This window comes from Roseibium sp., assembly GCF_965233565.1.
Taxonomy (GTDB): domain Bacteria; phylum Pseudomonadota; class Alphaproteobacteria; order Rhizobiales; family Stappiaceae; genus Roseibium.
In genome coordinates this window covers 4,860,847-4,881,222 of record NZ_OZ247494.1, presented here as the reverse complement: position 1 = coordinate 4,881,222, position 20,376 = coordinate 4,860,847, and the positions used below count along the sequence as shown (strand labels likewise).

The 20,376-nt window shown below is 59.7% G+C and carries 15 protein-coding genes; 8 read left to right on the top strand and 7 right to left on the bottom strand.

The annotated features are described in order from the left end of the window. The first annotated feature begins 81 nt into the window (after nucleotides 1-81). A complete protein-coding gene (locus ACO6TG_RS22310) occupies nucleotides 82-1,014 on the top strand; it encodes a DMT family transporter (protein WP_422375202.1) in 933 nt (310 codons plus the stop codon). 110 nt (nucleotides 1,015-1,124) lie between these two features. Beyond that, on the top strand, nucleotides 1,125-3,956 hold the full coding sequence (locus ACO6TG_RS22305; RefSeq protein WP_422375201.1) for a cation:proton antiporter: 2,832 nt from the start codon (nucleotides 1,125-1,127) through the stop codon (nucleotides 3,954-3,956). 212 nt (nucleotides 3,957-4,168) lie between these two features. On the opposite strand, the gene ACO6TG_RS22300 is transcribed toward ACO6TG_RS22305, so the two are convergent. Together ACO6TG_RS22300 and ACO6TG_RS22295 are read right to left on the bottom strand one after the other, a co-directional pair. Beyond that, nucleotides 4,169-4,975, bottom strand: a complete 807-nt coding sequence (locus tag ACO6TG_RS22300; protein ID WP_094074254.1) for a mechanosensitive ion channel family protein — start codon at nucleotides 4,973-4,975, stop codon at nucleotides 4,169-4,171. A gap of 99 nt (nucleotides 4,976-5,074) precedes the next feature. After that, entirely contained in the window at nucleotides 5,075-6,256 is a 1,182-nt protein-coding gene (locus ACO6TG_RS22295) for an N-acetylglucosamine-6-phosphate deacetylase (protein WP_422375200.1), read from the bottom strand. A gap of 101 nt (nucleotides 6,257-6,357) precedes the next feature. Between ACO6TG_RS22295 and ACO6TG_RS22290 the strand changes: the two genes are divergently transcribed. Beyond that, entirely contained in the window at nucleotides 6,358-7,125 is a 768-nt protein-coding gene (locus ACO6TG_RS22290) for a DeoR/GlpR family DNA-binding transcription regulator (RefSeq protein ID WP_422375199.1), read from the top strand. On the opposite strand, the gene ACO6TG_RS22285 is transcribed toward ACO6TG_RS22290, so the two are convergent. The 4 genes from ACO6TG_RS22285 to ACO6TG_RS22270 form a co-directional block, all read right to left on the bottom strand. Next, nucleotides 7,093-8,634, bottom strand: coding sequence for an ankyrin repeat domain-containing protein (locus ACO6TG_RS22285; protein ID WP_422375198.1), 1,542 nt, complete (start codon nucleotides 8,632-8,634; stop codon nucleotides 7,093-7,095). The genes ACO6TG_RS22290 and ACO6TG_RS22285 overlap by 33 nt on opposite strands. 188 nt (nucleotides 8,635-8,822) lie before the next feature. Further along, nucleotides 8,823-9,686, bottom strand: a complete 864-nt coding sequence (locus tag ACO6TG_RS22280; RefSeq protein WP_422375197.1) for an SDR family oxidoreductase — start codon at nucleotides 9,684-9,686, stop codon at nucleotides 8,823-8,825. Between the two features lie 150 nt (nucleotides 9,687-9,836). Beyond that, a complete protein-coding gene (locus ACO6TG_RS22275; protein WP_422375196.1) occupies nucleotides 9,837-10,580 on the bottom strand; it encodes a crotonase/enoyl-CoA hydratase family protein in 744 nt (247 codons plus the stop codon). A 20-nt stretch (nucleotides 10,581-10,600) separates the two neighbouring features. Beyond that, nucleotides 10,601-12,382, bottom strand: a complete 1,782-nt coding sequence (locus ACO6TG_RS22270) for an acyl-CoA dehydrogenase (RefSeq protein ID WP_422375195.1) — start codon at nucleotides 12,380-12,382, stop codon at nucleotides 10,601-10,603. A 216-nt stretch (nucleotides 12,383-12,598) separates the two neighbouring features. Between ACO6TG_RS22270 and ACO6TG_RS22265 the strand changes: the two genes are divergently transcribed. Continuing rightward, nucleotides 12,599-13,594: an L-threonylcarbamoyladenylate synthase gene (locus ACO6TG_RS22265; protein ID WP_422375194.1), complete on the top strand. Its 996-nt coding sequence runs from the start codon at nucleotides 12,599-12,601 to the stop codon at nucleotides 13,592-13,594. Between the two features lie 440 nt (nucleotides 13,595-14,034). On the opposite strand, the gene ACO6TG_RS22260 is transcribed toward ACO6TG_RS22265, so the two are convergent. Next, nucleotides 14,035-14,808 carry a substrate-binding periplasmic protein gene (locus tag ACO6TG_RS22260; RefSeq protein ID WP_422375193.1) on the bottom strand — a complete coding sequence of 258 codons (774 nt, stop codon included), beginning with the start codon at nucleotides 14,806-14,808 and terminating at the stop codon, nucleotides 14,035-14,037. A 241-nt stretch (nucleotides 14,809-15,049) separates the two neighbouring features. On the opposite strand from ACO6TG_RS22260, the gene ACO6TG_RS22255 reads away from it, so the two are divergent. From ACO6TG_RS22255 to dxs, 4 genes are all read left to right on the top strand, one after another. After that, the gene (locus ACO6TG_RS22255) at nucleotides 15,050-15,979 is read left to right on the top strand and encodes a histone deacetylase family protein (protein ID WP_422375192.1); all 930 of its coding nucleotides are present in this window, start codon (nucleotides 15,050-15,052) and stop codon (nucleotides 15,977-15,979) included. 175 nt (nucleotides 15,980-16,154) lie between these two features. Next, nucleotides 16,155-16,403, top strand: a complete 249-nt coding sequence (locus ACO6TG_RS22250; protein ID WP_094075030.1) for an exodeoxyribonuclease VII small subunit — start codon at nucleotides 16,155-16,157, stop codon at nucleotides 16,401-16,403. Nucleotides 16,404-16,806: 403 nt separating this feature from the next. Beyond that, nucleotides 16,807-17,940: a helix-turn-helix transcriptional regulator gene (locus ACO6TG_RS22245; protein WP_422375191.1), complete on the top strand. Its 1,134-nt coding sequence runs from the start codon at nucleotides 16,807-16,809 to the stop codon at nucleotides 17,938-17,940. A 390-nt stretch (nucleotides 17,941-18,330) separates the two neighbouring features. After that, nucleotides 18,331-20,250, top strand: coding sequence for a 1-deoxy-D-xylulose-5-phosphate synthase (gene dxs, locus ACO6TG_RS22240; RefSeq protein WP_422375190.1), 1,920 nt, complete (start codon nucleotides 18,331-18,333; stop codon nucleotides 20,248-20,250). Nucleotides 20,251-20,376 lie beyond the last annotated feature (126 nt).

Here is a 20,376-nt window from a genome sequence, read left to right as displayed (position 1 = left end):
ACAGTATAAGACGGTATACAAAATAAAAGGCCTTTCGGCCCTTCACGCGATCCGCTACCGATGGCGTTTCCGTTTTCTCTCATGACCCCACAGGACACCATGATTGCGCTGGTGAAACGACTTGGCGACCTGACCTATGGCAATGCGCTGCTGATGCTGGCGCTCACCACTCTTTTCTGGGGTGGCAACACGGTGGCCGGCCGTCTCGCTGTGGGCGAAGTCTCGCCGATGGTGGTTGTGTTTTTGCGCTGGGTGATCGTGGCCGCGATCATGCTGCCGATGCAATGGGCCAGTATTCGCCGCGAATGGCCGCTGATGAAGCCCTATTTTCCGCGCATGCTGCTAATGGCGATCTTCGGTTTTGTCGGGTTCAACTCGCTGTTCTACATCGCGGCTACCGAAACGACCGCCGTCAATCTCGGCATCATCCAGGGCTCCATGCCGATCCTGGTTCTGATCGGCTCCGTCATTGCCTTCGGCACAAAGGTGCGGCTCTTGCAGGTGCTCGGCATCTTGCTGACGCTTGCCGGCGTCACGCTGATTGCCGCCCAGGGCAAGCTGGAGGTGCTGCTGGCGCTCGCGGTTAATCCCGGCGACGGCGTGATGCTCATCGCCTGTGTGCTTTATTCCGGTTACACGCTCGCGCTCCGAAACCGGCCGCAAGTCTCACCGCTGACGTTCTTCGCGGTGCTCGCCGGCATTTCCGCCGTCACGTCGGTACCGGGCCTGTTTTACGAAATGGGGGCCGACAGCGCCCAATGGCCAAGCCTGCAAGGCTGGCTGGTGGTGCTTTACATCGCCCTCTTCCCCTCGTTTCTGGCACAGATCTTCTTCATGCGCGGCGTGGAGCTGATCGGTCCGGCCCGGGCGGGCGTGTTCATCAATCTCGTTCCGATCTTCGCCGCGATCCTGGCCGTGTCGATCCTCGGAGAAGAGTTCAAGTGGCACCATGGCACCGCCCTTGTGTTGGTGCTTGGCGGCATCTGGCTCTCCGAGCGCAAAGCGAGGGAATAGCCGGCAACGATCCTGCGGCAACATGTCCTTGACCTTTTGCTGTCAGAACAAAGATCCACCAATTTGAAATTGCCGCAATCGCAGTGCACCATGGCGCGATGGAAACACCTTTGATAACAGGCGCTTTTGCGCTGCTGCTGATCACGATTTCGCTGCTGCAGCCCCTTGCCAGACGGTTGGGGCTTGCGCCGAGCGTGCTGTTGGCAACCGTTGGCACGCTGATCGGCATTCTGGCGATCTATCTGCGCTATTCGGCGGAGACCGACGCATTCAATTCCATTGCCGATGTTTTCATCAATCCTCCGCTCGACTCGGAGATGATCCTTTACATCTTCCTGCCGATCCTGCTCTTCCAGACCGCCCTGACGCTGGATGTGCGCCGGATCATGGAAGATATTGCCCCTATTCTGGTCATGGCCGTGGTGGCCGTTTTCGTGGCCACTGCCTTCATCGGTTTCGGACTATACCCGCTTGCCCTGCTGTTCTCGCTGCACGACATCGGCCTGATCGCCTGCCTGTTGCTCGGGGCGATCGTGGCCACGACCGACCCGGTCGCTGTTGTTGCCATCTTCCGGGACATCGGTGCGCCGGCCCGGCTTGCTCGGATCGTGGAGGGTGAAAGCCTTCTGAACGACGCTGCCGCGATCGTGATCTTCGTCATCCTCTTGCACATGCTGACAGGCCAGAGCACCTTGCAGGTGGACGAGGCGTTGATTGCCTTTTGCCGGTCCTTTGCAGGCGGCATCCTGGTCGGCGCCGTACTCGGCAGGGTGACCGTCAGCCTGCTGCCACTGATGCGCGACCTGCCCCTCGCCCAGGTCACGCTCAGCCTGGCCCTGCCGTACGGCACCTATGTGCTCAGCGACCAGTTTGTCGACGTTTCCGCCGTCGTTGCTGTTGTCTGCGCTGGCACCGTTTTCAATTTTTATGGACTGGCAAGGATCCAGCCTTCCGCCTGGCAGTTTCTGCACGCGGTCTGGGAGCAGATTTCATTCTGGGCCGCCTCCCTGATTTTCCTTCTGTCCGCCATCCTGATCCCGCGCTTTGTCGAAGGGTTTTCCCCCGTCGATATTCTGCTGCTCCTGGTCGTGATCATCGCCGCCCTCGCAGCACGCGCCGTCGTGATCTTCGGCCTGCTTCCGGTCCTGAGCGTTTTCAAGGTCGGACAGGCAGTCAATTCCAAATACAAGACGGTGATGTTGTGGGGTGGAATGCGCGGCGCCGTGACGCTGACGCTTGCCCTCTCCGTTTCGGAACATGCCCTGCTGTCGTCGGAAGTTTCCGGCTTTGTCACCAAGCTTTCCACCGGCTTTGTACTCTTCACCCTGCTGGTCTACGGAACCAGCCTGAAACCGCTGATCCGGCTGCTCAAGCTCGACCAGCTGAATGCAAGAGACGAGGCACTCAGGACGCAATACCTGTCGCTGTCCCTGACGGACATCCGGCACGAGCTGGAATCCGCCGCCTGCAGCTATCATATTGGCCCAGATGTTTCGGGACCTGTTCTCAAGGATTACGAAGACCGGGCAGCAGCCGCAGCCCAGACCAACAAGCTGGATGAACTGACGGACTGGGACCGTGTGCGCATCGGCCTGATTGCGCTGGCCGACCGGGAACAGCAACTGGTTCTGGAGCATTTTCACGAAAAGACAATTTCCGGACGCTCCGTCTCCCGGTTCCTCACGCTGACAGGGCGGTCAGGAGATCTGGCGCGCAGCGACGGCCGGTCTGGCTATAAGAGGGCCACCCGCCAACCGCTCAAATTCGGCTTAGGCTTCCGCCTGGCCCAGTCGCTGCAACGTCGCCTACGGATTGCACGGCCATTGGCCATCCAGCTGGCCGACCGGTTCGAATTCCTGCTGGTCTACCGCATTCTCGCCGACGAGCTGATCGTCTTCAACAACCGGCGGATCAGGCCGCTGCTCGGCGACCGCGTTGCCGACATTCTGCAGGACACACTGACCCTGCGCCAGGACGAGACCCTGGCCGCAATCGATGCCCTGCGCCTGCAATATCCTGATTACGCGGATGCCCTGGAGGGCCAGTTCCTGCGTAAGGCAGGGGTGCGGCTTGAAGAGACCGCCTATGACGAGGCCAAGGCGCAGATGCTGATCGGCACCGAGCTGCATCGCGATCTCTTGCGCGATGTCGAGCGCACCCGCCGCGAGTGTCATACCCGGCCGAAGCTGGATCTCGGTCTCAAGACGCGGGAGCTGGTCAGCGCTCATCCGCTTTTTGCCGACCTGCCGCGCAAGCAGCAAAAGGCGATCCGCCGCATGATGCGACCGCAATTCGCAACCCCCGGCGAGAAGCTGATCCGCAAGGGCGACCGGGGCGATGCAGCCTATTTCATTGCCTCCGGCGCGGTTGAAGTGCAGGCACCGACCCACAATGTCCGGCTCGGTCGCGGCGACGTGTTCGGCGAAATTGCCCTGATGACCGGCGGCCGGCGCAGTGCCGACGTGGTGGCGCTCGGCTATTGCCAGCTGCTCAGCCTGAAGGCCCAGGATTTCAAGGCACTGATGGCCGAGCACCAGGACCTGCGGGACCATGTCGTGTCGCTGGCACAGAAGCGGCAACTGATGAATACCGACGACGACCCGGAAGACATCGAGGATCCCGTGGTCCCGGTGTTTTCCGAGGTTCAGGCAGACGTGCGAACGGCGGCCGCCGCTGAGGCAGACGCCGTGAAGCCGGACGCCAATGCCGGCACTCCGGAGGACGAGACGAGCGAGCCATTGGGAGATGCCTCTTCCGAGACCGGTCAGCAGGCCGAGGCAGGCCAGGCCACGGAGGATCCGAAAGCGGAACCTGGCGCGCCACAGTCATCGGACGCAACAGCAGCAGCCAGTTCCTCCCCCGTTTCCAGTGATGATAACACCCCGGAAGGCGGGTCCGAACTGCCGGATGGCGTCATGCCAAAGGAACCTGAGAAAGTCTGAGACGCACGAGAGGTGTCGCGGCGGGCAAGAGCCAACAGTGGCAATGCCCGCAGCTTTTTCAGCTTGTTGTCCAGGCCAGGCACAGAGCGGTGCCGCATCCCGGCCACTCGGGAATTTGCCCTGGCAATAGATGAAGCACCCAGGGGCCCCTTTTGCGCGGAGACGACACAAGGCATCCACCGCCGGGAAAGGTGGCGGATTATGTCTCTGGCTCAGCCCGCCTTCTGGATTTCCACCTGATGCGGATAGGGAATGGAGATGCCGCCGGCGTCAAAGGCTTCCTTGACAGCCTTGAGCATGTGGAACTTCAGCTCCCAATAATCGCCGGCCTCACACCACAGGCGCACGCCGAGATCGACAGAACTGTCGCCGAGATTGGTCACGCGTACCCAGGGCTCCGGATCCTTGTGAACACGGCTGTCCGCACCGGCCACATCCAGGATGATCTGGATCGCCTTGTCGGCATCATCGCCATAATCGATGCCGAAAGTCAGATCGAGGCGGCGGGTGGCGTGGGCCGAAAAATTGGTCACCACCGTGCCCCAGGCCTTGCCGTTGGGCATGATGATCTGGACGTTGTCCGGCGTCACCAGTTCCGTCACGAAGATATTGACGTCCTTCACCGTTCCCGACGTGCCGCCGATGTCGACGAACTGGCCGATCTTGTAGGGCCGGAAAATGATCAGCATGACCCCGGCGGCAACATCGCTGAGCGTGCCTTGCAAGGCCAGGCCGATGGCCAGCGTACCGGCGCCGAGCACGGCAACAAGGCTGGTTGCCTGGATGCCGAAGAGCTGGAGAATGGCAATCACGGTGACCAGAAGGATCAGCCAACGCACGATCGAAGCGGCAAACCCACCGATCGTGTCGTCAATCTGCGGGTGGCTGACGATGCGTTTCTTGACAAGTGCCGAGAAAAAACCGGCGAGGAACCAGCCGATCACCAGAACGATGACAGCTTTCACCGCATTGATCAGCAGTGGCATCCAGACACTTACCTGGTCCATTGCACTTTCCATGAAGACCCCTCCGTCCTTGGTAAAATAAACCCTGCGGGAAGTTCTAACAGCGGTTGAGGGTGCTTGGCCAGCAACAAGGCCTGCCGGTGTTCGCCTCTTTCAGGTCCGGAACTTCTGACCTGCCACAAAAACGTCTCGCAGCTCAAGGTCTTCTGACAACAGCAGAATGTCTGCACGCTTGCCGGTTTCAAGGCTGCCGACATCGCCGGCAATTCCGGTCAGGGTCGCCGGTGTCAGGCTGGCCATCCGGAAGAGATCGGGCAAAGACGCACCGGTAGCTTTTGCCATGATGCGAAGCATGCGATCCATGCCGTGCATCGAGCTGGCCAGCGATCCGTCCGCGCCGCACACCGTTTCACCATTGCTGACAACGAGACTGCCCGAGGCCTCAGGGCCAAAGCGATAAGTGCCGGGCGGACAATCTAGTGCACGATTGGCATCCGTTACCAGGCACAGACGGTGCGGGCCGAACATCCGGTAGGCGAACGCAAGCAGGTCGTCCGACAGGTGATGCCCGTCGGCAATGACCTCGGTGCTCATGGCTTCATTTGCCAGCACGAACTGTTCCATTCCGGCGCGCATCGGTGTGCCGAACCGCTTGCGCAGGGAAGCCACGGAACTCATCGCACACCAGAAATGATCAACATGCCGGACACCGTCCCGGAAAGCGGCTTCCATTTCCTGCCAGCACGCATTCGAATGACCGCAAGTCAGCAAACTGGTCCGAGCAGCGGCGAAGCGATAGAACTCCGCCGCCCCTTTCAACTCCGCAGCACAAGTTGCGATCCGGACGATGTCACGTGTCAGAAAATGCTCATATTCGGACCTGACGGGATCCCGGCGGCCTGTCTTGGCGTGCACCCCGGTTTTGTCTTCTGCGAAATAGGGACCGTAGAAATGGACGCCGGCGATGCGCGCGCCCCGATCCGGTTGCCAATTGTCACACACCGTTTCGCAGGCGGTGACCATGGCCTCCAGTTCATCAAAACTTCCTGTCGTCGTCGTCGGAAACAACGTCGTGGTACCGTGGCCTGCGTGAGACCTGGCAACGGTCTCCACGGCAGCAGTTGTGCCATCCATGAAATCGGCACCCGCCCCACCATGCACGTGAATGTCGACGCAGCCCGGCGCAAGGATCTCAACTTCTTGTACCGGTAAATTCGGCCAGGGATTACCCGGGCCGACATGGTCGATTTTGCCATTTCGGCAGACGAGATATCCATCTGGTAGAACCAGATCAGGCAGTACGATCGCCCCTTTGAAAATCCGTGTTTCTTCCATCGGGTTCAGGGCCTCTGGACAGGTGGCGCAGGCAAGCGCATTTCGAGATTTGCACGTTTTTTCTTATTCGTGCATAAACATGCAAACTATGGAAGTTGTCAATGTCCATGACCAGCAGCCCGGACGAACGCCGGCACTTCATTCTGGCGGCCCTCAAAGACAGGGGGCGCTTGACCACTGCAGATCTCGCCGCAGAATTCGACATGTCGGAGGACACTGCCCGGCGGGATTTCAGAGAATTGGCAACAGAAGGCCTGATACAGCGCGTGCATGGTGCAGCCTTGCCTTTGTCGCCAGCCGAGCACCCCTTCAAAACGCGTTCCCAAAAGTCCCGCCCGGTGAAAGACCGGCTGGCAATCCGCGCCGCATCTCTGATCAAGCCCGGTCAGGTCGTGATCTTCGATGGCGGCACCAGCAACCTGGCAATTGCCCGTCAGGTCTCGCACGCCCTGGCCTTCACAGCCATTACCAACAGCCCTGAGACAGCTTTGGCGCTGGTCGATCATCCGGCGGCCGAGGTCATTCTACTTGGCGGCGTCTTTGAAAAACACAGCAGGATGACTGTCGGAACGGCCGTTCTGGAGTCGTTTGGAAACATTCACGCCGATCTTCTGTTTTTTGGCGTCCACGGTATTGACGCGTCAGCCGGCCTGACAACCAGCGGCCATGACGAGGCCTTGCTCAAGCGGGCAATGATCTCGGCTGCTTCGGAGTCCGTTGCGGTGGTGACGGCGGACAAGATCGGCACCGCCGCCACCTACAGGATAGGTCCCGTCACCCAGCTCAACACGTTGATCGTGGAAAGGGAGGCCGACGGTCCCGCTTATGAGGCGTTATCAGCCAGTGGCCTTGCCATCGAGCTTGCCTGACCTGTCTTGCCAGTCTTCCAGAAACTGCACCATGTCCTCGTTGCCGCAGCCGGTGATGAAGTGCGGATAGAGCTCACTGCCGGCCTCCAGCAGCAACCGGGCACAGGTGATGTGGTCCCGCTCGTCCTTGTCCAGCCGGTGTTCAGAGCCGTGCAGCACGGTGTCCAGAGCGTCCCCGCCAAAGGCGTTCTTCCAGGTCAGGTCCGGTTTGAGGGTCAGCAGATAGGCGACCGCCTCCGGCAAGCCGGCCCAGCCAGCGGCATGGATCGGAGGCAGTCCCATTTCATCCGTCCTGTTCGGATCAAGTCCCGCCTCGACGAGCGCCTTCAGATGATCCAAACGGTCCTCCTGAAATACAATGCGGGTCAGCAGGAGCTGGTCTTCCTCCGGCAAGGTCGCCAGGTCGAACGGCGCGGCGGGGGTCTTTCCCATCGCGCAATCGGCCAGCCGTTTTTCCATCTCGCTTAAGGGTGTTGCTGCGCCCCTTTGTTCCAGAAGGGCTGCCACATCCTCATTCCCGAAGATCCTGGCTGTTGCGTAGGGCGTATGCCCCTTCCAGACCCGTTTCGGGTCCGCGCCATGATCCAGGAGAAGCTCTGCCAGCGGAGCCGGACACCAGCGGCGCGCGGCCTGGTGCAAAGCCGGGACTGTTTCGATCGGCTGGCCGCTCGGGTGATCCCGGATCGCTTCGTCCGGGTCTGCACCGGCTTCCAGCAGCAGGCGTACCTTGTCCTCTTCACGGAAATCCAGGGCGCGGGCAAGCGCGTTGGTACCATCGGGCCTGGCGCCATGTTTCAAAAGCAGCTTGAGTGCGGCCGTGCCGGACAGTTCGGTGCTGTGATAGAGACTTTCATTGTCGTTCGGATCCGCGCCATGCTCCAGCAGCCACTCGCCGAGAACAGGATTGTCGGCATGGCACAGGGCACCGTAGAGCGCAGAGACCTTGTGTTCAGAGCCCGGCTCGGTGGCGTAGCCGTCATTCACGTCAGCGCCGCCCGTGCGCAGCAGCTCGGCGATGGCGAGCATGTCGCCCTGCCTCTCCGGACTGCGATGAATTTCCTTGGAAAAGGCGAGATGCAGAATAGGCGTGCGCACACCGATTTCGCTGAGCGCCGCATTCGGCTCGGACTCAAGTGCGGACTTGACCGCAGCCAGATCATAGAGAGCGATCTGCAGGCCGAGATTGTCTTCTTTCAGCGCCGGGTCCGCGGCAAGAAGTTTTTCGGTGACCCAGTGCTGGCCGAAATAGAGCGCCATCTTCAGCCGTTCGGCCCGCTCCGCCCGGCTCATGGCCGCGCTTTCCAGCGCAAATTTCAGTTTCGGCCAGCTGTCATGGCCCGCTTCGCGGGCAATCACATGCAGAAAGTCTGCGTGTCTCAGCGCCTTGTCTGAGGGAACATGGGCGGCAACGCGCGCAAGGGCTTCAGCCTCGCCTTTGGCATGCGATTTGCGCAAGCGGCGCGCCGCGTTCTTATAGGTATCGAGGGAAGATGCAGGTCCGTTGGACATGGCTTTTCTCCTGGTTCAGATGCCCGGGTGATCCGCTGGTATCGGGCGCAGGTGAAAAACCGGCATATGTCGTCAGGTGTCAGGGTGCTTTCGCTTTCCGCGGATCCGGTTGCCGCCCTCGTCGGCACCGGCAACCTGCCTGAACGGGCTGGACATTGCAAGCCCGTTCAGCCGGATCAACGATCGTTTCAGCTCTTGACCGGACCAAGATCGCAGGGCGCTTTGCTGTCGTCTGGCACGAAGAAATCCGGTGCCAGCGCCAGGCTCGGATCGACCCGGTACTTGTCGAAATCAGTTACGCCACGGCTTGCCAGGAACGTGTCGTCAATGACGAATTGACCCGTGAAGTCCTTCGAGGGCGAGGTGAAGATCTCGTAGGCGGCATCGGCGAGAATTTCCGGTGTCCGGCTCTGCTGCATCATCTTGTCACCGCCGATGATGTTCTTGATCGCGGCCGTCGCGATGGTCGTGCGCGGCCACAGTGCATTGACCGCTATGCCCTTGGACTTGAGCTCGCCTGCAAGTCCCAGAACCACAAGGCTCATGCCATACTTGGCAATCGAATAGGGGGTGAACGGTGCGAACCATTTCTCCTGCATGTCGAGCGGTGGCGACAGCATCAGGATATGCGGATTGTCCGCGTTTTTCAGATGCTCGATCGCGTGTTTGGAACAGGCGAGCGTGCCGCGCGTATTGATCTGGTGCATCAGATCGAAGCGCTTCATGTCGGTTTGCTGCAAGGGTGTCAGCTGAATGGCGCTTGCGTTGTTGACCAGGATGTCCAGACCGCCGAACTCGGCCGCCGTCTTGTCGATGGCTTCCTTTACGGCTTCGTCGTCACGCACGTCCAGCACGATCGGAAGGGCCTTGCCGCCCGCGGCCTCGATCTCTTCGGCGGCGGTGAAGATCGTGCCGTCCAGTTTCGGATGCGGTTCCGCGGTTTTTGCGGCAACGGCAATGTTCGCGCCGTCCCGGGCTGCACGCAGCGCGATTTCCTTGCCAATCCCGCGCGACGCACCGGTGATGAAAAGTGTTTTTCCCTTCAGGGACATGATGTTTCCTCCTGGATTTCGCCCGATGGCGGTCCTGTTTCTGCGTCGATGCCTCAAGGCAGTGGCAATTGCTTCATCCCATTCCCATCGCCGGCGATTACTGGGCCCTCGCCTGCGCGGGGATGACAACGGAGTGGTGGCGTTCTGCCCTCAAGCCTTTTTCTTCATCATGAAGGCCTGGAAAGCGGCGATGGTTTCCGGTGCCGTCAGGCGGCTGGCGAAGATCTTGATTTCCTCTTCCACCCTGTCCGACAAGACCGAGGTGTCCCCGCGCAGCAGCTTGCGCGACAGGGCCATGGCCTGAGGCGGTTTTGCCGCAATGTCCTTTGCACAGGCGAACGCCACGGCATCGACATCGTCCTCGACGACCTCGTTGACCAGACCGCAGGCAGCTGCCTTTTCAGCGGAGAAGCCATTGCCGAGACAGAGCAGTTCAAACGCCCTGGCGTGGCCCATCAATTGCGGACCAAGCAGGCTGGACCCGGCTTCGGGCACCAGTCCGAGATCGACAAAGGGCGAGCGGATCAGCGAGCGCGGGCTGGCAAAGACCATGTCGCAATGCATCAGCAAGGTCGTGCCGACCCCGATGGCCAGGCCATCGATGGAAGCCACCAGCGGCTTTTCATTGCGCACCAGCGCCCGCAGAAACCGCACGACCGGCGTTTCGTCGATGGCAACCTTGCCGGCATATTGCAGGAAATCGCCGATGTCGTTGCCGGCCGTAAAGACCTCGGGCTGACCGCAGATCAGTTGGCAGCGGATTGCGTCGTCGCCATTGCCGGTTTCCAATGCGTCGGCGAGCGCGTTGTACATGTCACCCGTCAGGGCATTCTTCTTCTCCGGCCGGTCCAGACGCAGGGTCCGGACGCCGTCCTCAATGGATGTTCTTATCATCTGTTACTCCAGGGCAGCGATCAGGAGGCCAGGGCTTCCGGATCAAAATCCTGAATGGCCGCGGCCGACAGGAGGATGTCCGATTTCAGGCCCGATGTTTCGCCGAGGGTGGTCTCGCAGAAGCTGCGCGCCAGAAGCGTACGCTCCGACAGCCGCGCGGCCGGCTCTTCGGCAGACCGCAGCGCCCCCTTGGCCAGAAGGGCGCCACCGAGTGCCAGTCCCGCCACGCGCAGGTAGGGGGTCGCACCCGACAAGGCATCCGCAACCCGGCCGTCTGCCTGAGCGCTCAGCATATAGTCGGTCGCTTCTGTGAGATCCTGAATGCTGGCGGCTAGCCGTTCGGCCGTCGCACCGAATTCCGGACGATTGGAGGCAGTCACTTCGTCTGCAATCTCCTTCAGTTCCTGAATGAAACCCTTGATGTGTCCGCCACCGGACAGCGGAAGCTTGCGCATGACCAGGTCGATGGACTGGATGCCATTGGTGCCTTCATAAATCGGCGCAATACGGGCATCGCGCAGATGCTGGGCAGCGCCGGTCTCCTCGATGAAGCCCATGCCACCATGGATCTGGACGCCGAGCGACGCCACTTCGACACCAAAATCCGTCGACAGGGCCTTGGCAATCGGCGTCAGCAGGCTGGCGCGCTCGTTCCAGAACGTTCTGCTTTCGGCATCTTCCGCGACATTGGCCATGTCGATCGCATGAGCACAGGCGTAGCAGATTGCCCGGGCAACCTGTGTGCGCGACTTCATGCCCAGCAGCATGCGCTTGATATCCGGATGGCGGGCAATCGGGCTCATGCCTTCGCCGGTGTCGCCAGGTGCCCTGCCCTGCCTGCGCTCAACGGCATAGGCGAGCGCATGCTGATAGGCGCGCTCGGCCACCCCGAGGCCCTGAATGCCGACGGCCAGCCGGGCGTTGTTCATCATGGTGAACATGCAGGCAAGACCGCGGTTCTCCTCGCCAACCAGCCAACCGATGGCGCCGTCCTCGTCACCATAAACCATGGTGCAGGTTGGCGAGCCGTGAATCCCCATCTTGTGCTCGACACCGGCAACCTTGACGTCGTTGCGTTCGCCCAGTGACCCGTCATCGTTGACCAGGAACTTCGGCACCAGGAACAGGGAAATGCCTCTTGTTCCGGCAGGGGCGTCCGGCAGCCTGGCCAATACCATATGGATGATGTTGTCGGTCAGGTCATGATCGCCATAGGTAATGAAGATCTTCTGCCCGAAAATGCGGTAGGTGCCGTCGTCCCGGCGCTCGGCCTTGGCCTTCAGGGCATTAAGGTCCGAGCCTGCCTGCGGCTCAGTCAGGTTCATGGTGCCCATCCATTCGCCTGTAACCAGCTTTTCCAGGTATTTGGCCCTGAGCTCCTCGGAGGCATGTTTTTCCATCGCCTCGACAGCGCCGATGGTCAGCGTCGGACCGATGGCAAAGGCCATCGATCCGGAGTTCCACATTTCCAGCGCGGCGGCCGACAACATTTGCGGCAGGCCCTGTCCCCCTGCTTCCGGATCAGCGGTCAGCCCGTTCCAGCCGCCCTCAATCCAGGCATGATAGGCATCGCGCCAGCCCGGAGGCGTCGAGACCTCACCGTTTTCAAGCGGCGTGCCGTGCGTATCGGCAACCTTGTTGAGGGGAGCAATCTCTTCAGCTGCAAAGCGGCCGGCTTCCGTCAAAATGGCATCGACCAGATCATCGCCAAGGTCGGCGAAGCGGGCATTCTGCTGCAGATCACCCAATCCGCAGACATGTTTCAGCGTGAAAGCAATCTCATCGACCGGGGCTCGATACATTCAGGTCCTCCCAAACCTGCCGGCTCCATTCGTCCGGCATTTGATTGTTTTCGCGGCTCAAAGCTTGACGGAAGCCCGGCTTCTCCGCAAAAGGCGCTATCGACAGCGAGTTGACAGGACAATAGACCAGTTGACGTTAACGTCAACCCGTATCGCTGCGGCAGGTCATCGTCTTTTTGGTCAGGTCGCCGGAACCTGCAGGACGAGCCTTGCCACATGCAACGTTGGACACTCGACATCGACAGCCCTGACTGGAAGAGCGCGCCGGAAGCGGATGCGGTCTGCTCTGCCCTGCTGGCAGGAGACCTTGTCGCGATCCCGACCGAGACCGTCTACGGGCTGGCGGCGGATGCCACCAATGGCACAGCCTGCGCCAGAATTTTTGAAGCCAAGGGCCGGCCGCAATTCAACCCGCTGATCTCTCACGTGCCTTCACTGGAAAGCGCTTTGGACCATGGGCATTTTGATGATCGAGCCCTGAAACTTGCGAAAGCCTTCTGGCCGGGGCCGCTGACACTGGTTGTGCCGAAGAAAAAGGGATCACCGATTTCGGACCTGGCAACGGCTGGGCTTGAGACCGTCGCCCTGCGCGTGCCGAATGGCCCTGTCATGCGGTTTCTCGCGGAAAGAACAGGGCGTCCGCTCGCCGCTCCAAGCGCCAACAGATCCGGCCGGATCAGCCCGACTCGCGCCGGGGACGTGGTTGCCGACCTGGAACCCTCCCTGAGCTATGTAATTGATGCCGGCCCCTGCGCCGTCGGGATCGAATCGACGATTGTCGGACTGATCGATGACCAACCCCGCCTCCTGCGACCAGGCGGACTGACCCGGGAAGACATCGAACAGGTGCTTGGAACGGAACTGGCAACGCGGGACCCGTCCACGCAGCCGGATGCCCCCGCGGCCCCCGGCATGCTGACCTCGCACTACGCGCCCAATGCCCGTCTTGTTCTGGAAGCCGCAGAGGCGTCTGCGGAAGACGGCCTGCTGTCATTCGGCCCGACCCGCTTGCCCGGTGCCGAAGTCGCCCGTGCGGAGTTCAACCTGAGCCAGACCGGCGACCTTACAGAAGCAGCCGCGAATCTGTTTCAGGCCATGCGATGGCTCGATGCGAGCGGGGTTGCCGTCATTCGCGCACAAATTATCCCCAACTTTGGACTGGGCGAAGCGATCAACGACAGGCTCCGCCGCGCCGCTGCCCCTCGGCCCTGACAGGTTTTCAGGCCATCGTCCTGCTGGTTGAAGATCGCCGTTCCCTCGAGGAACTGACCATTTCTTCATCACCCAAACAAAAAGCCAGAAAAATCAGCAAGTCATACGCCGGTTCTGAATTTTCAAGTGAAGCATGTCCGCCTGAAATAAAGTTCCCGCCTGGACAAGTTTCCGTTTTAACGGACAAACAATACACGTGCCCGAAACCGGATTTTGGTTAAGCAAATCATACAATAGACACCGGGAAATCTGGGACGTCTTCAAACTTATCAACACCATGTACCGAAAGGATTACGGTAAAAAGCTCGCATTCCCTTACTGGAATCACATAGATTAAAACTCAGATTTGAGATGCAGCGGACCTCCCCTCGGGCATTGCGGTGCTCGCACCTCGGAACGGGCCGGCTTAACAGCCGGCCCTTTTTTTAGGCAGTGCCGGCTCAGTACCCCAGATAGGATTCGCCGAGACTGTCGCGATACTTGTCGACCCAGGCCGTGTTGATCCCGGCAATCGTGCCATCGGCATCCAGCTCCTTGAAGCAACGGTTGAAATCCTCCGCGTGCGCCGCATTTCGGAACGCCATGGTGTAAGGGCTGGAGGCAAACACCGCCTTGAAGGTTACCGACTGGTTCGGATCGAAGCGCAGGTCGCTCTGGCCGCGCAGTTGCTGATTGTATTCGGCAAAGAGCATGCCGTCACCGATGATGGCATCGACACGTCCCCCAAACAGCGACCGGCTTTGCGTGATCTGGTCGGTCACTTCGCGATAGTCAGCGAAGGAACCGGTGTGATCTGCAAGCCCTGGAATGATGCTTTCCGCTCCCTTGAACCCGATCACCTTCTTGCCGGCCAGATCGCCGAGGCCGGTGTAGCTGGCGCCACTGTCCGACAAAAACGAGACCCCGTTCTGGTAATGGATGTAAACGTCGCTTGCCGTGCCGTCGATCGGCATGCCCTGGGGAACGGTCGCAACGGCGTCACCATCACCGGACTTGTAGGTTTCCCAGTGGCGGGTGAAGGGCTGAATTTCGAAGGAGACCGTATGACCACATTTTTCCATCACGGCGGTGATGATCTCGGCCTCACGCCCCTTGCCGCCGTCGAGGAACATTGGCGGCAGATTTCCGGCCAAGACCTTGATGTCATCGGCCTGGGCGGACCCGGCAGCAACCACCGCAAGAACACCGACCGCGATGAAAGAGAGATTTTTCATGTTTTACCCCTGCTGAAACACGCTTTGCACGCAGAGTAAAACCCGCACAAACTAAAAATTTGATTACTTGGTCAAAATTTTTATTTGAATTTGTTATAGTAATTTTTATCAATACATGAAATCAAAAACCCAGAAATCCTCCATCACCCAACCGCGTTGCAATATCCCTTTCGGCAATTGACAGTCTCAATTGCAACCGGTCAGATGCTCAAAACAATTCTGACCTTCCGGAAACGCCTCTTTGTCTACCCTGATCCTGCATCACCCGTCCTATCTCGATCATCTGACGCCCGTCGGCCATCCCGAGCGCCCGGACAGAATTCGCGCCATCGACCGGATCCTGGAACACGAGAAGTTCCAGCCGGTTGAACGCGACATGGCGCCAATGGGAGCGGTGGAGGACATCGCGCGCGCGCATCCGATGAGCTATGTCGACATGCTGCATCGGCTGGCCCCCCAGGAAGGAACGGCCAGAGTCGATGCGGACACCACCATGTCGCCGGGCACCTGGGAGGCGGCCCTGCGCGGCGTCGGCGGCGCCTGCCGTGCTGTCGATGAAGTTCTGACCGACAAGGTGAACAACGCCTTTTCCGCCTCCCGGCCGCCAGGACACCATGCGGAAAAAGACCGGGCCATGGGCTTCTGTTTTTTCAACAACGTGGCGGTGGCTGCCCGTTATGCGCAGGCAAAATACGGACTGGAACGAGTCGCGATCATCGATTTCGACGTGCATCACGGGAACGGCACACAGGACATTTTCTGGGACGATCCGACGGTGATGTATTGTTCCACCCATCAGATGCCGCTCTATCCGGGATCAGGTGCGGCTTCCGAAACGGGAGACGCCAATACAATCGTCAATGTCCCACTGCCACCGGGCGAGGACGGTGCCGGGTTCAAGGAGGCTTTTGAAGTTGTGATCCTGCCACGCCTGGATACATTCGCCCCGGAACTCGTGATCATTTCGGCCGGATTTGATGCCCATGCCCGGGATCCTCTCGGTGGTCTCAACCTGGTCGAAGCCGACTTCGCCTGGGCGACACGGGCCTTGATGGATGTTGCCGACAAACACAGCGACGGCCATCTGATTTCTGTGCTGGAGGGCGGGTACGATCTGGAGGGCCTGGCGCGGTCCACAGCGGCACATGTCATGACATTGATGACTGGCTGACCAGCTCAGGCGACAAGTTCAAATGTGCGTCATGCCCCTCACAAGTGGGCCAGTCCGTTGCGCAAATCCAAGTGGATGATCGCCCTGAAAGACATTTGACACCTTGACCTCAGCCGCTGCGCCCGCAAGTTTGCAGCAGGATCACTGGATGCGAACAGGAACGGAACCCACACCGATGGCCGATGCAGCGAACGACATTTCCGCGCTCTCCTTTGAAGAGGCTCTCAAGCAGCTGGAGACGATCGTGCGCGAACTGGAGCAGGGTAACGTGCCGCTGGAACGCAGCATCGAGATGTATGAGCGCGGCGACGCGTTGCGCAAGCATTGCGACACCTTGCTGAAGTCCGCCGAGGCGAAGGTGGAAAAGATCCAGCTGGGCCAGAACGGAGACGCCAGCGGCACGGAAGCCCTGGACCCGCAATAACGCCAATAGTCTTCGGTCGTCGACTGGTCAGGTCGCAATAGACGAGGACATAGACTCGGGTAGGTGCGCCATGACCAATTCAGGCGTTTGTCGTGTTCAAACCTGCCCGACGCTTCCATGCAACGAACGTGCGTAATTACGCCCGCTGAAGTCTCGACTGCCGCCCTGTATCCAGGGACATGACACCTCCATCTGTCCGCCTGAATTTAAGCAATAATCAGAAAAAATATCGCTACTATTGCCAAGAAAGAGATAAATTGCTAGTAATATTGACAGTCTAACGAGGCATTTATGTAATAATTAGTAGACAATGCAAGCTATGCCAGCACTCAGCAAAACAGACCAAGCAAATCTACTTATGCGGGTTCTTGAGTGCTCCTCTCAAACCGAGGGTTGGCCCCAGGTGCTCGATTTCATCGACCGGACACTGGAGTGCAGGTCTTTCCTGGCGGAATTTGATGGCACCGGCGCAGCACTGCCCCATTTCGGCGGTCACCGCCCAGCACAAGACCTGGGCCTTCTGCTCAAGCAGATTGAAACTGAAGAAGGCCGTGATGCACTTCAGTTCATGTTGTCCGAAGCATCTCTCTATTACCCCTATTGCAAAACCTCTCTGGATCGGAGCAACACAGGCAAAGAGGTGTTCACCGACCTTGCCGTGCAACAGGCAAATCCGGCCAACGAGAATTCCAGCGATGAAACCGGCAAGGACATCAACGACCCGCTGATTAATCTGCGCCTTGCTCCCGGACTCGTCTCACCGATCTGGCGAACGGACAAGTCGACCATTCTCTTCGGCTGCCTGTTCACGTCGCACCATCCACACAGTATCGATGTCGCCCTCGCACGGGACACGTTCCGGAACATAGTCAAGGCCCTGGCCCCCGGGTTAAACCTGCACTTTCAGCTGGAAAAACATCGGCAGAATAATCAGTTCAATCGCGTTCTGCTGTCAGCGACAGACAATCCGGCAGTGCTGATCAATACCGACAGGGATATTCTAGCCCAGACGCCGACCTGCCTCGAGGCCCTGACCAGATCGGATACGGCAACCCAGCAGCGTCAAAAGCTTGTCGTCAAAAACAAGCAACTGGACGCCGCGCTTCTGGAACTGGCGGTGGCGACGCGTCACGCTCCCGACAGGCCCGTTCCCGGCACCGAGAAGCATCCTCAGCGATCTGTCTGCGTTGTCGGTCCAGATGGTTTGCTCAAACGCATCCTGATCAAAACGGTTTACCCCACCCCGCCTTCACCGGCCCGGTTCGCCGCTCCGCTTTTCATGATCAGGTTCACAGAAACGAAAGACGTGCCCCAGGACGTCGAGAAGTGTCTTCAGGATCACTTCGACCTGTCTCAGTCGGAAGCTCATCTGGCGCGGCACCTGACGATGACAGGCTCCATGAACGCAACCGTGGAAGACCTCGGGATCACCCGGAACACGGCCAAGACACACCTTCGGCGCATCTACGAAAAAACCGGCAACAACACGCAACTCCAGCTGGCAAAGCTGGTTCATCGGCTGGCACAGCTGTTTTAGCGAAGACAGCCTCTGCGCACTGGCGTTCGGAAGTACCTGCAATTCAGGCGAAATCGGGCAACCTGCCCATGTGAATGGACAAAAAAATGGGGCCGCGAAATACGACCCCAAGTTGATCACTGTGCACGTGGCCCCATCGACCACCCCTTTCCCTTAAGGTAGTTCTGAGGGGGACGCATCACCCAAACGGGTGACTAATGACAATTTCGCGAAAAGTTGCACACAAAATGCTGGTCCAACCCCTAATTTAGTTGGACAAATTCGATCAAGGACCGAGTCTTGGCAGCTCCCCCCTGCCAATTTGGCGCATTCCTCTCTTCGAATTTGCGCCCTATATCGGGTTAGTGTATGCCTGCGCGCCAGTTTTCTAATCGTGGAGCGGTCTCCAGAGTGACTTCCAAACCAGACACCCCCCTTCTCGACAAGGTTCTTTCGCCGGCTGATCTTCGTCAGCTTGAGGAAGGCGAACTGAGGCAGCTCGCGGACGAACTGCGCGCGGAGACCATTGACGCCGTGTCGATCACCGGAGGCCATCTGGGCGCCGGGCTGGGGGTGGTCGAGCTGACCGTTGCACTGCATTACGTCTTCAACACACCGGACGACAGGGTCATCTGGGATGTCGGACATCAATGTTACCCGCACAAGATCCTGACGGAACGCCGCGACCGGATCCGGACGCTTCGCCAGGGAGATGGACTATCCGGCTTCACCAAGCGCGCGGAGAGCATCTACGATCCTTTTGGGGCCGCCCATTCTTCCACGTCGATCTCAGCCGGTCTCGGCATGGCTGCTGCGCGAGATCTCAAGGGCGGCGACAACAATGTCATCGCCGTCATTGGCGACGGGGCCATGTCGGCCGGCATGGCCTATGAGGCCATGAATAATGCCGGGCATCTTGGCTCGCGGCTGATCGTGATCCTCAACGACAACGACATGTCGATCGCCCCTCCCGTCGGCGCCATGTCGGCATACCTGGCCAAACTTGTGTCCGGCCCGACCTACCAGACCCTGCGCGACGCCGCGAAGAACCTGGTCAAGAACCTGCCCAAGCCTGTTTTTGAAAAGGCGGCGCGAGCAGAAGAATATGCGCGCGGTTTCTGGACCGGCGGCACACTGTTCGAAGAGCTCGGCTTCTATTATGTCGGACCGGTTGACGGCCACAATCTGGAACACCTGCTGCCTGTCCTGAAAAATGTCCGTGACACGCATCACGGCCCGGTGCTGATTCACGCAGTCACCCAGAAGGGCAAGGGCTACGGGCCGGCCGAAGGGGCAAAAGACAAGTATCACGGTGTCGCGAAATTCGACGTTGTCACCGGCAAACAGGCCAAGCCGAAAGCCAATGCGCCGAGCTACACCAACGTCTTCGCCACTTCCCTGATCAAGGAAGCAGAAGCAGATGACAAGGTCGTTGCGATCACGGCGGCCATGCCGGACGGCACGGGACTGAACCTCTTTGGCGAAGCCTTTCCGGAACGGACCTATGACGTCGGCATTGCCGAACAGCATGCAGTGACCTTCGCCGCCGGTCTGGCCACGGAAGGCTACAAGCCGTTTGCCGCGATCTATTCCACCTTCCTTCAGCGCGCCTATGACCAGGTGATCCACGATGTGGCGATCCAGGGGCTGCCGGTCCGCTTCCCGATCGATCGGGCGGGCCTGGTCGGCGCCGATGGCCCCACACATGCCGGTGCGTTCGACACAGCCTTCTTGAGCTGTCTGCCGGGTTTCGTGGTCATGGCCGCAGCGGACGAAGTGGAACTGAGACACATGGTGGCAACCGCGGTTGCCTATGACGATGGTCCGATGTCCTTCCGTTATCCGCGCGGCGAAGGTGTTGGCCTGGAGATGCCGGAGCGCGGCAGCGTGCTTGAAATCGGCAAGGGCGTCATTCGCCGTGAAGGCACGAAGGTTGCTCTTCTGAGCTTCGGTGGCCGCATGGCCGAGTGCCTGAAGGCAGCCGAGGAGCTGGATGCCGCAGGCCTGTCGACAACTGTCGCCGACGCGCGTTTCGCAAAGCCGCTCGACATGGACCTGATCCGCCGCCTTGCGCGGGAGCACGAGGTTCTCGTGACGGTCGAAGAAGGATCGGTCGGAGGCTTCGGCAGCCATGTCCTGACCCGGCTGGCGGAAGAAGGCCTGCTCGACAACGGTCTGAAGGTGCGCACGCTCGCCCTGCCCGATACTTACATCGACCAGGACAAGCCCGACGCCATGTATGCGGCCGCCGGCCTGAACTGCGACGGCATCATGAAGACCGTCTTTGCCGCTCTCGGCACGGAGGCGATGACCGCTCCGCAGCGCGCATAACCGACGAAATACATTTCAAAAACGCCGCTTCCCATGCCTGACATGGGGAGCGGATTTTTTTGGTCATTGACACGGACCGGAAGAGCTGTGAAGGCTGATTTGCAGGATCAGGCGGCCGGCTCGTCC